The organism is Parazoarcus communis (genome assembly GCF_003111645.1).
Classification (GTDB): Bacteria; Pseudomonadota; Gammaproteobacteria; order Burkholderiales; family Rhodocyclaceae; genus Parazoarcus; species Parazoarcus communis_A.
In genome coordinates, this window is sequence record NZ_CP022187.1 from 1742953 (window position 1) to 1755904 (window position 12952).

The window sequence follows — 12952 nt, forward strand, 5'->3', positions numbered from 1 at the left end:
GTCGGAAACCACACACGGGCATCAAAACAGCGCCCACCCACCCGCAGGAGACGAGCCATGCCCCATGAAATGTTCGACACGCTGAAGACCTTCTCGACCCGCAGCGGTGTGTGCGGCCGGTATTACTCCCTGCCCGCCCTGGAGTCAGCCGGGGTCGGCCCGGTATCCCGACTGCCGGTGTCGATCCGTATCGTGCTCGAGGCGGTGTTGAGGAACTGCGACGGCCGCCGGGTAACCGAGCGGCATGTGCGCGAACTTGCCAACTGGGCACCCGATGCCCCGCGCAACGCGGAGATTCCGTTTCTGGTCGCACGTGTCGTCCTGCAGGACTTCACCGGCGTTCCCCTGCTGTGCGACCTCGCCGCCATGCGCAACGTGGCCGTCGAGCAGGGCAAGGACGCAAAACGGATCGAGCCCCTGGTTCCGGTCGACCTGGTCGTCGATCATTCGGTCCAGGTTGACCACTTCGGCACGCCACAGGCCTTGCAGCAGAACATGACGCTCGAGTTCGAACGCAACCGCGAACGCTACCAGTTCATGAAGTGGGGCATGCAGGCCTTCGATGCCTTCCGTGTCGTTCCGCCGGGCATTGGCATCGTGCACCAGGTGAATCTGGAGTACCTGTTCGAAGGCCTGCGCCATACCGGCGACCTGTACTACCCGGATACCCTGGTCGGCACCGACTCGCACACAACGATGATCAACGGCGTGGGCGTGGTGGGCTGGGGCGTTGGCGGGATCGAGGCCGAAGCGGGAATGCTCGGGCAGCCGGTGTATTTCCTGACGCCGGACGTGATCGGTGTCGAGCTCCGGGGTCGCCTGCCGGAAGGCGCAACGGCCACCGATCTGGTGCTGCGCGTGACTGAGATGCTGCGGCGCGAGAAGGTGGTGGGCAAGTTCGTCGAGTTCTTTGGCGAGGGAACGGCGGCACTGAGCGTGACCGACCGTGCGACCATTGCCAACATGGCGCCCGAGTACGGCGCAACCATGGGCTTTTTCCCGGTAGACGAGAAAACCGTGGCCTACATGCGCGGAACCGGGCGCAGCGAGGAAAGCTGCGAGCTGATCGAAGCCTATTTCCGGGCGCAACAACTGTTCGGTGTGCCGCGCGCCGGCGAGATCGATTACACCCGCACCCTGACACTGGACCTCGACACCATCGTGCCCTCGCTCGCCGGGCCGAGCCGGCCGCAGGACCGCATCGAGCTGCCCGCCATGCGGCGCACCTTTGAAGCGCTGTTCTCGGCCCCGCCCGCCGACAACGGCTTCGGCCGTGACGCCGAGCAACTGGACAAGCGGGTCGCAACCGGTCTCGATGGCGTCGACCTCGGCCACGGCGACATCCTGATCGCCGCCATCACCTCATGCACCAACACCAGCAACCCTGCGGTGATGATTGCGGCCGGGCTGCTTGCACGCAAGGCCGTGATGCGCGGCATGCGGGTCAAGCCGCACATCAAGACCTCGCTTGCGCCGGGCTCGCGCGTCGTCACCGAGTACCTGGGCAAGGCCGGGCTGCTCGAGCCGCTGGCCGAACTCGGGTTTGCGCTCGCAGGCTACGGCTGCACCACCTGCATCGGAAACTCGGGCGATCTCGCACCGGCGCTGAACGAAGCCATCACGGGCAATGACATCGTCGCCGCTGCAGTGCTCTCGGGCAACCGCAACTTCGAGGCCCGGATCCATCCGAACATCCGTGCGAATTACCTCGCCTCTCCTCCCCTCGTGGTGGCCTACGCCCTGGCAGGCACCGCCAGAATCGACCTGAGCAGCGAAGCGCTCGGCTCCGACACGGACGGCAAGCCGGTATTCCTGAAGGACCTGTGGCCAAGCTCGGACGAAATCGCCGAGCTCATGCCCTTCGCCATGGATCCGGCCACCTACCGCCGCCTCTACGCCGATTTCAGCAAGGACAATGCACTGTGGCAGGAGATCGCCGCCCCCACCGGGGTGGTCTACGACTGGCCCACCTCCACCTACATCGCGCGCCCGCCCTTCTTCGACGAGTTCACGGTCACACCCGGTGCGGTGTCGGACGTCATCGGCGCGCGTCCGCTGATGCTGCTCGGCGATTCGGTGACCACCGACCACATCTCGCCCGCCGGTGCCTTCTCCGAATCGAGCCCTGCCGGACAGTGGCTCAAGGGACAAGGCGTAAAACGCAAGGACTTCAACTCCTACGGTTCGCGCCGCGGACAGCACGAAGTCATGGTGCGAGGCACCTTTGCCAACGTCCGCATCAAGAACCTGATGCTGCCCGCGGGTGCGGACGGCAGACGGCGCGAAGGGGGTTACACCCTGCTCGACGGCGAGGAGGCCACGGTGTTCGACGCTGCCGCAGCATGGCGGGCACGCGGTACGCCCACGGTGATTCTGGCCGGAGAGGAATACGGCACCGGCTCCTCGCGTGACTGGGCGGCAAAGGGCACGGCACTGCTCGGCGTGAAGGCCGTCGTCGCGCGCAGTTTCGAGCGCATCCACCGCTCCAACCTGGTCGGCATGGGCGTGCTTCCCTTGCAGTTCGAGGGCGACGTCAGCTGGGACTCGCTCGGCATCGACGGCAGCGAAACCATCGACATCGTCGGCGTGAGTGCCGACATGCAGCCGCAACAGCATCTGAACATGCGCATCCACCGCGCTGACGGCAGCCAGGAGGACGTCAGCCTGCTGTGCCGGATCGACACGCCGATCGAGGTCGAGTATTACCTGCACGGCGGCATCCTTCCCTACGTGCTGCGCGACATACTCTTCCCCGACGGCGCGGTGCACGGCTGAACCTTTTTGCGCCGCGTACAACGCGCGGCGCATACCAATCTCAGCCTGATGGGGCAAAATGGGCATCCGACATCACCGGTAACAAGATGAAACCCACCCCCTGTCCCTGTGGATCCGGCAAGGAGTTCAGCGCCTGCTGCGGCCCGGCCATTGACGGCACGCTCAGCCCACAGACTGCCGAGGCGCTGATGCGCTCGCGCTACTCGGCCTATGTGCTTGAGAACGAAGCCTATCTGCTGGCGACCTGGCACGTATCGACCCGTCCGGCACCGCCGCTGTTCGACACCGCTCCCTTGCCAAAATGGATCGGGCTGCAGGTGCGCGCACACCGGCAGACGGATGAAACACATGCCGAAGTCGAGTTCCTTGCACGCTACAAGGTGGGCGGACGTGCCCACCGACTGCACGAAACCAGCCGCTTCGTGCGCGAGGACGGACGCTGGCTCTACCTTGACGGCGACATGCACGATGCGGACAAGGACCGCTGAAGCCACCCTATAATCCGCTGCATCAACCCCGAAGCCTCGCCAACGAGAACAACATGAACCTCGAAAAAGTCATCTTCGGTTTCTTCATCCTGCTCGCTGCCACACTGAACTTCGGCTTCTTTGTCGGCGATATTGCCGACCCCGGACACCACGACATCTATGAGCTCTTTGCCGCGATCGTCGTCAGTCTGATCGCCACCATGCTCAAGTTCGGCGACCGCACGCAGATCGGAGCCATCCACCTTGCAACCAGTCTGGTGGCCGACCTGCAGCTCATTGCCGCAGCCATGGTCTGGGGTTACGCCGCTCACATCACCGCGAGCGGATTGACGCCCGAGATGACCGCGCGCGTCGTCTCGCTGTCGGGCGGAGCCCTGTTCGCCAACGTCGTGTCGGTCGTGATCCTGATCGCTGAAACCATCATGCAGCGCCGCTGATGCACGAACCTCCGTTCGAACCGCTGGCGCGGCACCATAGCGTCTTCTTCCTGATCATGCGGCGGCTGAGACTGCCGCTGATCCTGCTGATCTCGATCGTCGCGATGACCGTGCTCGGGCTCACGCTCGCGCCAGGCATTGATGTCGACGGACGCCCTCATTATCTGAGCTTCTTCCATGCGCTGTACTTCGCCAGCTACACCGCAACCACGATCGGGTTTGGCGAGATCCCCTATGCGTTCTCGGATCAGCAGCGGCTCTGGGTACTGGTCTGCATCTACCTGTCGGTGGTCGGGTGGGCCTACACCCTCGGCACGGTGTTCGCCATTCTGTCCGACCGCAACCTGCAACAGGCGATCGCGACGCAGCGCTTCGTCCGCGCCGTCCAGCACCTGGGCGAACCCTTCTACCTGATATGCGGCTATGGCGAAACCGGCCGTCTGATCTGCCACGCGCTCGACCGCCTGGGCTACCGCTCGGTCGTCATCGAGCGTGATGAATCCAAGGTGGGCGAAATCGACCTCCACAGCTACGCTGCAGACGTCCCCTTCCTCACCGCCGATGCCAGCAACCCCGAGACGCTGCGCTATGCCGGTCTGACCCATGAAAGCTGCATCGGGGTCATCGCGCTCACCAACGACGACAGCGCCAATCTCGCCATCGCCATTGCAGCCCGTCTGCTGGCGCCGCGCCTGCCGGTCATGGCGCGCGCGGAAGCCCTTGAGACCGCGGCGAACATGGCGTCGTTCGGCACGCCGCACATCATCAACCCGTTCGAGAAATTCGGCGACACACTCGCGCTTGCACTGCATGCACCGGCCGCGTGGCAACTGCTGGGCTGGCTCACCGGCCTGCCAGGCACAACCGTAGAGCGCCACCGGGAACCACCGCGCGGCGCCTGGGTGCTGTGCGGGCACGGACGCTTTGGCAAGCTCATGGTGGATGCGATGGACTCGGAGGCGGTCCCGGTGACCATCATCGACCGCCAACCGCCGGATGACGCCACCCACCGCTGGGTTCAGGGTGATGGCACCGGCGCGGTGGCCCTGCTCGAGGCCGGCATCAAGGACGCCGTCGGCATCGTGGCGGGCACCAGCTCGGACGTGGACAACCTGTCCATCGCGGTGACCGCGCGCGAGCTCAACAAGAACCTGTTCGTCATCCTGCGCCAGAACCACTATGCCAACCGCGCCCTTTACGGCGCCTTCGAGTCGGACATCACCGTGGTTCCCAGCGAGATCATTGCCCATGAATGCCTCGCCATTCTGAGCACCCCGCTGCTGGCACCGTTTCTCGACGAGATTCGCAGCCGCGACGAAGAATGGTGCGCCTGGCTGCTCGATCGCATGACGCGCCGCCTGGGCTGGACCGTGCCCGATGTCTGGAGCGAGCGCATCAACCTGAGCCGTGCGCCGGCCCTTTACCGCCGGCTGATGCGGGGCGAAACGATCACGATCGACCAGTTGCTGCGCTCGCATGGCAACCGTAATGAATTCCTGGCCTGCGAGGTGCTCTACCTGGTGCGCGATGACGACGACGACCTCGTGATACCGGCCGCAAACACGGCGGTGCGACCGGGCGACGAGCTGCTGCTCGCCGGCAGGCCCGGGGCACGCGGCCGCTTCGGCTTCAATATCGCCAACGAACACTCATTGAACTACATCCTTACCGGCACCGACCTCCCCGGCGGCTGGATCTGGGAGAAGCTTGCGCAACGGAAAAAACAGCCGAGCAACCGTCACCTGCCGTAACCCGTGACGCTCGCTGCGGCGTGCGTGCTCAGCCCTCCGCCACCAGCAACACGTCCTCGCCGTTGAAATGCACCTTCTGCCCGACCCGCAGCTTTGCGCGTTTGCGCGACTCTGGGCGGCCATCGACCTTCACCAGTCCGGCCTCGACCGCAGCATGTGCTTCCCCACCCGAACTCACCAGATTGGCAGCCTTCAGCAGTTGGTCCAGCTGAATGTAGTCACCGCGCACCGCAAACGTCGTCGTCATGTCAGTTCTCTCATCGTCCAGGTCGATGACACGCTGCCCGCAAGTGCTTAAAGCCACGAGCCTCGTGTCACAATGGCGGGCATTGTCTCCCAGTGTTCGTCCCGATGACCAGTTCGCCATCAACCCCGGCCTCCAGCCTGCTCGAGCTGAGCGACCGTTGCACCCTGAATGCACTCGCTGCAGGCACCCTGCAACCGATCAGCACCGAGAAGATCGTGCTCAACGATGGTGGCTTCGACTTTTCCGTGCGCTGGGTTTCATCGCTTGAACGCAAGAACGCTGCCCGTGTCGAGGCGGTGACCCGCCGCACCCCCGACTTCAACCCCTTCCTGCCCCCGGAGCCCACGCTGACCGTAGCGCCACTGGGCCCGGACCATCTGGCGGTGCTCAACAAGTATCCCGTCATCGAACGCCACCTGCTGATCATCACCCGCCACTTCGAGGCCCAGACCGCGCCGCTCAAGGTGGCGGACTTCTCCGCACTGGCACAGGTCATGCAGGCACATGGGGGCCTCGGCTTCTACAACGGCGGCACGGTGGCGGGCTCCAGTCAGCCGCACAAACACCTGCAATGGGTTCCGAGCACCGGCAGCTTGCCCGGCTTCACCCGCACGCTTGGCGCCGACACACTGATCGGTGAAAACCCGACACTTCCATGGCGCCACCGCTTCGTGCGCCTCGAGGCCAAGGTGTGGACAGCGTCAGCTGATGCCGGCGAGCAACTCCATGCAGATTTTGTGCGTGCATGCACGGCCCTGGAGATGCCCTTCAGCGCCGAGCCGATGCCGCCGTACAACCTGCTGTTAACGCGTGACTGGCTGCTGGTCGTGCCGCGCAGCCAGGAAAAAATCGATGATATCTCGGTCAATGCGCTGGGCTTCGCCGGTTCGCTGTTTGTCCGCCGCAAGGAACAGATCGAACAGCTGCGCGCGCATGGACCGCTCGCCCTGCTGACCGCCGTGGCGCAGCGGCGCCCCTGAACACGCCCCGCGGCCAGCGCGCAAGCAGGTTCAGCGCCGCAGGGGTCGCGCGGCTCAGGCGGTGAAAACCTCGGCCGCCGGATCTGCTGCAGCCACGATCACACGCGACGGATGCGGGTTCGGCAAGGGCGGCAGATTGATCTTGGCGCGCAACTCGTCGCACTTCGGGTTGGGAGTGCCGTCGTCGAAATACACCGGAAACTCACGGCACGGGGTCGGACGATTCTCGTAGATCGAGCACGAAACCTGCTGGCCGAGCGTGCCCTCGAGCGCTGAACAGCGGCGATTCGCATCATTGCTGCCCTTCATGCAGCGCATGAAGGGATTGAGCTTCTCGGTCATGGCCGCAGGCACGAAGCCGCCAGGCGCATCGTCAGCCTCACCCCAGTAGAAGGAAATGCGGAAATGGGTGCAGCAGATGCCGCAATCAAGGCAGGGATTGAAACTATCCATGGCAAACCCGTCGACGAGATGAAGAACGTTCCCGAACGGGACCGCCTCCGGATCGACTTGGCGTCATGCAGGCCACATCCTCGTACAGCAGTCGTGTGGGCATGAACAGGCCATCAAATCCGGCGACGGCATTCTAGCCATTGCCGGACATTGCGCAAGCACTATTTATTCTTTTATTTCAGCTGCTTGCAAACACAATTTGCAGAAATATTTCGAACAAGTCATCAGACAGACATGCGATCGCTGCGAACGACGTGCAGCCACGCCAAAGCGGACATCTGCACAAACCGGATCGGCACCACACGCCTCACCCAGCACACAGTGCAAGACGCCGCATGGTGCGCGGCGCCTTGCCACATTCAGCGCTTACTCGGCAGTCGCACCACAACATTTCTTGAATTTCTTGCCGCTACCGCAGGGGCAAGGGTCATTGCGACCCGGCCCGGCGGTCGAGGGGCCCGGCGGTGCATCAACCGGCAGCGGCTGCGGCGCAGGCAGGTCCATATCGCGCCAGTGCGAGAAGATGTCGTTGGCCGCCTCGCCCATCGCCGCGAGCCAGCCCAGCCGCGTATCGTCGTCGACTGCATCGGCACCGTCTTCGGTCCACGGCGCGAGGACCGTGTTCAGGGTTTCGCGTACCGCTTCGACTGCGTCCTCGGGCAGACCTTCGCGCCAGTCCTTGCGCCATGCGTCCAGCCCCTGGGTGAAACCCTCCACCCATTCGTCGCCGAGCTTGATGGTGTCGACGTCGGTGATCGCAAAGCAGAACGGCTCCCAGCAGCTTTCGTCATCGTCATCGAGCCCCAGCGTGGTTGCCATCTCGTTGTAATACGACAGCACCAGCCGGATGGCTTTCTGCACGCCCTTGCCCGAGCCAAAGCTCATGCCCTCCTCGTGTGCAGACCACACGGCCGGCAGCCAGCGCTCGACCGGAATCGGCTGCGGCGAGAGCAGCACGCCGGCCAGAAAGCCGTCGAGCATTTCGAGGTTCATGCAGTCCTCGGGGACGATATCCGAGGTGAGCATTTCTTCCAGCTCCTCGAACTCCTCGTCAGACATCAGGTGTGGGTTGCCCGAATCGGTGGTCATGTGTTTCTCCAGGGTAAGCAGGGCGATGGCATCGGTTGCATACGCAATCCAGACTGCCGGGCGTTCATTTCAGGTCGATGATCAGACGATACAGGGTCTGACCGGAATCACGATATTTGCGCTCGAAGGGGGTCAGCGGCACCGGCGCCTCGAAGGACTCCCACGCCACCTCCTGCCCCAGCACCTGCCCCAGCGCCGCAGCGAACTCCTCGACATACACCGACCAGTTGCTGCGCAGCTCGAGTACGCCCCCAAGCTGCGGAATGAAGGGGAACACGGGATGGGCATGCCAGCGCCGGGTCAGGTGCCCGATCTTGGGCCAGGGGTTGGGATAGAGGATGTAGTGCCGAGCCAGGCGCAGATCGGCGGCGTGCAGCAGGCGCCAGTAGTCCACCAGATCCGCGCGCACGAACACCATGTTCTTCGGCATCAGCGCATCGGGATAAGGCTTGCGACGGGACAGGCGGTCCTGCGACTGATCGACGCCAATCACCCAGTGATCGGGAAAGCTGCGCGCGAGCTGAATGGTGCTGTGACCCACGCCACAGCCTGCATCCAGGATCAGCGGCGCCTGCCGGTCCCATCCCGAAAGGCTGGCCTCGAACGCGTCGCGGTTGTAATCGTTGATCGGCTTGCGAAAGGGCTCGGCGAGGTGGCGGGCCACCTGCTCGGCGAGCCTGTCGTGCACGCCCTGCTGGGCGCTCACCGGAATGGTGGAATTTGCGTAACTCAAGGAAGGCTGTCTCGTGTTTGGTCAGGCTGCATGCTGGGCGGGTTCGCCGAGAATGCCCCGGCTCACCAGTACCCGGTCGATCTCGGCCAGCGTCTTCAGCGGGCGGATCTGCATGAAAAGCGTCTCGGCCTGCTCGTAGCGGCGGCGGAGCATGTTCAGCCACTGCTTGATACGCCCCGGCGCGTGGTGAGCGGCCACCTTTACAACCACCCGGTCGCGGAACTCGGCAATAAGGGGCGCGAGCAAGGCCCACTCGGCCGCACGCACCCCGGCATCATCGTCCTGATCGAGGCGAATACGTCGAGCGAGAAAGGGGTCGCTGACGGCCCCGCGCCCGAGCATCACGTCAGTCGCGCCCGACACCGCCCGACAGCGCGCCCAGTCGGCCGCGGTCCACACCTCTCCATTGGCGACGACGGGGACGGACACCACATCGGCGATCCTGCCCACCCACTCCCAGTGTGCGGGCGGCCGATAGCCCTCGACCTTGGTGCGGGCGTGCACCACGAGCTCGGACGCTCCGCCGGCAGTCAGCGCCTGCGCACATTCGAGCGCACGCCCCTTGTCCACCACGCCGAGTCGCATCTTGGCGGTCAGCATCATGTCGGAGGGCAGTGCTGCGCGCACGGCACGCGCGATCTCATGCAGCAGTTCGGGTTCGTCGAGCAGTACCGCACCACCGCGGTGACGATTGACCGTCGGTGCGGGGCATCCAAAGTTGAGGTCGACCGCAGCAGGTGCGAGCAAGGCCAACTGTGCGGCATTGTCAGCCATTGCCGCCGGGTCGGAGCCGAGCAACTGGACACGCACCGGCATGCCGCCGACGGCCCTGCTGCCGTGATCGAGTTCGGGCACAATGCGACGGAAACAGCGGTGCGGGAGCACCGAACCGGACACACGTGCGAATTCGCTCACTGCGCAGTCATAGCCGCCGATACGGCTTAATACGGCACGCAGCACGTCGTCCAGCAAACCTTCCATCGGCGCAAGCAGCAGGCGCAAAGTGTTTCTCGCGGGCAGGTGTTGGGAAAGCAGGCCATTGTAAACGAAGCCAGATCATTGCGCGCTTGCCATGCGAGGAAGACTCGAGGATAATTGCGTGTTTTCAATTTAGGGTGGTCACAACCGCCGCCCGCCGTACTCAGGATCTGACATGAAAGCGGAAATCCATCCCAATTACAAAGACGTCGACGTGACCTGCTCCTGCGGCAACACGTTCGTCACCCGTTCGACCATCGGCAAGCAGCAACTGCACGTTGAAGTGTGTGCAGAGTGCCACCCGTTCTACACCGGCAAGCAGAAGATCGTCGATACCGCCGGTCGCGTCGAGCGCTTCCGTCAAAAGTACGGCAACGTACAGCGCGCAAGCTGAATCGCCGTCGCTCAACAGCGATAGCGCATCACGAAAAGGCAGCCACGGCTGCCTTTTTTGTTGTCCGTGACCCGTCCTGAATAGCGTTGACACCTGTTCAGGCCGGGGCAACGACCAGCTGCGCCAGCACAAATGGCGGCCACATCGCCCCCAGACGCGTCATGCGCAATGCAAGCGCTCCGCGAGGCCGATACAATGCAGGTCTTGCGGACACAGGTCTGCCCCCATCGACACCGCTACCGAGCGCGAATGCCCCCCCGCGAACCTTACAACCCCTCCGCACTGCAGCGCCGAACCTACGGCACCGTCGGCCTGACCCTGCTGGTCGGGCTTTACCTGCTGACCGGCCTCACCGGGCACGAACCCTGGCGCGGCGACGACGCACGCCACTTCGGCCCGGTGTTCTCGATGCTGCAGGGCGAAGGCCTGCTGTTCCCCGCCATCGCCGGCCTGCCCTTTCCTGATTTTCCGCCGCTGTATTACTGGGTCGCTGCGCTGCTGGCAACGCTCACCGGAAGCATCCTGCCACCCCACGATGGCGCACGACTCGCCAGCGCCGTTTTCACGGCAATGACGGTGTACTGGATTGCGCGCGCCGCCGAACGCTTCTACGGGCGCCCGGCGCGCACACCCGCAGCCCTGCTGACCCTGGGCAGCCTCGGGCTGGTACTGCACGCTCACGAAACCCAGCCAATGCTCGCCCTGATGGCGATGGTTGCGCTCGTGATCAACGGGCTTGCCAGAGTTCCCCAGCAGCCAGTCGGCGGCAGCCTTCAGGCAGGCCTGGGCAGCGCCCTCGCACTGCTCGCCGGCGGCCTGAGTGGCGCGATCCTGACCCTGCCGCTGTTTCTTCTGGTCATGACGGCCTGCCCCGACTGCCGCAACCCCCGGGCCAGCGGCGGCCTGCTGGCGGGTCTCTCGCTGGCAACGCTCCTGGGCGCCCTTTGGCCCCTGCTCATACACCTGACCGAGCCGGAACTCCTTTCCCTCTGGCTGCACCGGGAATGGACCTCGCTCACCAGCGATGCGCTGCGCGGCGGCGACCTCAATCGCCTTGCCGAACTGTTGAGCTGGTTTGCGTGGCCGCTCTGGCCCATCGCGCTCTGGGCACTGTGGCGGGCTCGACGCCGAATGCTGGAACTGCGCTGGCTGCTGCCGCTGCTGTCCGCGCTGATTGCGATCGGCATCATCATCGCCGAGGGCGATCTCTCACCGACGGCGGCCCTGCCCCTGCTTCCCTCCGTCGCTCTGCTTGCCGCGGGTGGCGTTCCGGTGCTGCGGCGTGGCGCAGCCAATGCCTTCGACTGGTTTGGCGTGATGAGCTTCGGTGTCTTCGCCACCCTGGTCTGGATCGCCTGGACCGCTCAGGCCTATGCATGGCCGCCGGGGCTGGCGCGCCATATCGCACGGGTAACGCCGTCCTTCACCCACGGCGACGGACTGCTGCAACCGGCCATCGGCATTGCGATCTGCGCACTCTGGATCGTCCTGGTGTGGCGCCTGCCACGCACGACGACGCGCGCAACAGCGAACTGGGCCATGGGCATGACCATGCTGTGGTGCCTGGCGGTCACCTTGCTGATGCCCTGGTTCGACTACGGCCGCAGCTACCGCCCGGCGGTGACTTCGCTGCAGCAGGCCCTGCGCCCCCACAAGGCTGAATGTGTCGCAAGCACGGGGCTCCCCGACGCGGTACGCAGCGCGCTCGACTACTATGCGGGCATTCGCCCCGCGCTCACCCGCGACGGCACCACGCCCTGCCGGCTTCTGCTGACCTATTCCGTCCGCCGCCAAGCAGACGGAAAACCGGGCAGCGGGTGGCAGCCGGTGTGGGAGTATCGGCGTGGCGGCGGTAAACAGCTGGAAGTGCTTCAGCTCTACCTTCGCACCGACAGTAACTGACAAACCTGCGTGCCGCAGCCGCGGCGACCCGCCAAATGAAACGAGGCCAGCGGCATGAATTGCGGCTGGCCTCGAACAAGGCAGGTGCAGCGTGCGAGCGTGTCAGCCCAGACGCAGGAAGTTGTCCCGGTAGTGCGCCAGCTCGGCGATGGACTCCTGGATATCGGCCAGCGCAGTGTGCGCCCCGGCCTTCTTGACGCCCTTGTACACCTCCGGATTCCAGCGCTTCGCCAGCTCCTTCAGCGTCGACACATCGAGGTTGCGGTAATGGAACCAGGCCTCGAACTGCGGCATGTAGCGCACCAGGAAGCGACGGTCCTGCCCCACCGAATTGCCGCACATGGGCGACGTACGCGACGGCGTCCATTCCTGCAGAAACGCCAGCATCTGGGCCTCGGCTTCAGCCTCGGAGACGGTGGACGCACGCACCCGATCGATCAGACCCGACTTGCCATGGGTATTCTTGTTCCAGTCATCCATCGCATCGAGCACGCTGTCGGGCTGATGCACCACGATCACCGGTGCTTCGGCGACGGTATTGAGATCGCTGTCGGTAATGACGACCGCGATTTCGATGATGCGATCGGTGTCCGGTTCGAGGCCGGTCATTTCCATGTCCAGCCAGATGAGGTGATTCTGATCCTGTGCCATAATCCTTGAGCCTTTCGTGCGCCGGGCGGGCTGTCCGCGGCGAGATGAAACATTCCCGGCCGCGATTGTGTCAC

13 protein-coding genes are annotated in these 12952 nt (G+C 64.4%); 7 read left to right on the forward strand and 6 right to left on the reverse strand.

What is annotated here, in order from left to right:
* The first annotated feature begins 57 nt into the window (after positions 1–57).
* The 4 genes from acnA to CEW83_RS07915 all read left to right on the forward strand — a co-directional run bounded on the left by acnA (position 58) and on the right by CEW83_RS07915 (position 5451).
* Positions 58–2775, forward strand: a complete 2718-nt coding sequence (gene acnA / locus CEW83_RS07900; RefSeq protein ID WP_108948850.1) for an aconitate hydratase AcnA — start codon at positions 58–60, stop codon at positions 2773–2775.
* Positions 2776–2861: 86 nt separating this feature from the next.
* On the forward strand, positions 2862–3263 hold the full coding sequence (locus CEW83_RS07905) for a YchJ family protein (RefSeq protein ID WP_108948851.1): 402 nt from the start codon (positions 2862–2864) through the stop codon (positions 3261–3263).
* A 53-nt stretch (positions 3264–3316) separates the two neighbouring features.
* The gene (locus CEW83_RS07910) at positions 3317–3700 is read left to right on the forward strand and encodes a DUF6394 family protein (protein WP_108948852.1); all 384 of its coding nucleotides are present in this window, start codon (positions 3317–3319) and stop codon (positions 3698–3700) included.
* Positions 3700–5451 carry a potassium channel family protein gene (locus tag CEW83_RS07915; RefSeq protein WP_108948853.1) on the forward strand — a complete coding sequence of 584 codons (1752 nt, stop codon included), beginning with the start codon at positions 3700–3702 and terminating at the stop codon, positions 5449–5451. Before CEW83_RS07910 ends, CEW83_RS07915 begins: the two co-directional genes overlap by 1 nt.
* Positions 5452–5479: 28 nt before the next feature.
* Here CEW83_RS07915 and CEW83_RS07920 read toward each other — a convergent pair whose 3' ends face one another.
* Positions 5480–5698: an RNA-binding S4 domain-containing protein gene (locus CEW83_RS07920; RefSeq protein ID WP_108948854.1), complete on the reverse strand. Its 219-nt coding sequence runs from the start codon at positions 5696–5698 to the stop codon at positions 5480–5482.
* 104 nt (positions 5699–5802) lie between these two features.
* On the opposite strand from CEW83_RS07920, the gene CEW83_RS07925 reads away from it, so the two are divergent.
* The gene (locus CEW83_RS07925) at positions 5803–6678 is read left to right on the forward strand and encodes an ATP adenylyltransferase family protein (protein ID WP_108948855.1); all 876 of its coding nucleotides are present in this window, start codon (positions 5803–5805) and stop codon (positions 6676–6678) included.
* Between the two features lie 54 nt (positions 6679–6732).
* On the opposite strand, the gene CEW83_RS07930 is transcribed toward CEW83_RS07925, so the two are convergent.
* From CEW83_RS07930 to CEW83_RS07945, 4 genes are all read right to left on the reverse strand, one after another.
* Complete coding sequence (locus CEW83_RS07930; RefSeq protein WP_108948856.1) at positions 6733–7131, reverse strand: YkgJ family cysteine cluster protein; 399 nt, start codon at positions 7129–7131, stop codon at positions 6733–6735.
* A gap of 366 nt (positions 7132–7497) precedes the next feature.
* Positions 7498–8220 carry a YecA family protein gene (locus CEW83_RS07935; protein WP_108948857.1) on the reverse strand — a complete coding sequence of 241 codons (723 nt, stop codon included), beginning with the start codon at positions 8218–8220 and terminating at the stop codon, positions 7498–7500.
* 64 nt (positions 8221–8284) lie between these two features.
* The gene (gene trmB / locus CEW83_RS07940) at positions 8285–8953 is read right to left on the reverse strand and encodes a tRNA (guanine(46)-N(7))-methyltransferase TrmB (protein WP_108948858.1); all 669 of its coding nucleotides are present in this window, start codon (positions 8951–8953) and stop codon (positions 8285–8287) included.
* Positions 8954–8974: 21 nt separating this feature from the next.
* Positions 8975–9955, reverse strand: a complete 981-nt coding sequence (locus CEW83_RS07945) for a tRNA-dihydrouridine synthase (protein WP_199915240.1) — start codon at positions 9953–9955, stop codon at positions 8975–8977.
* A 151-nt stretch (positions 9956–10106) separates the two neighbouring features.
* Between CEW83_RS07945 and rpmE the strand changes: the two genes are divergently transcribed.
* Entirely contained in the window at positions 10107–10325 is a 219-nt protein-coding gene (rpmE, locus tag CEW83_RS07950) for a 50S ribosomal protein L31 (protein ID WP_108948859.1), read from the forward strand.
* A gap of 249 nt (positions 10326–10574) precedes the next feature.
* Positions 10575–12227, forward strand: a complete 1653-nt coding sequence (locus CEW83_RS07955; protein WP_108948860.1) for an ArnT family glycosyltransferase — start codon at positions 10575–10577, stop codon at positions 12225–12227.
* Positions 12228–12329: 102 nt separating this feature from the next.
* Here the strand turns inward: CEW83_RS07955 and orn are convergent, their stop codons facing one another.
* Positions 12330–12878, reverse strand: coding sequence for an oligoribonuclease (gene orn / locus CEW83_RS07960; RefSeq protein ID WP_108948861.1), 549 nt, complete (start codon positions 12876–12878; stop codon positions 12330–12332).
* Positions 12879–12952 lie beyond the last annotated feature (74 nt).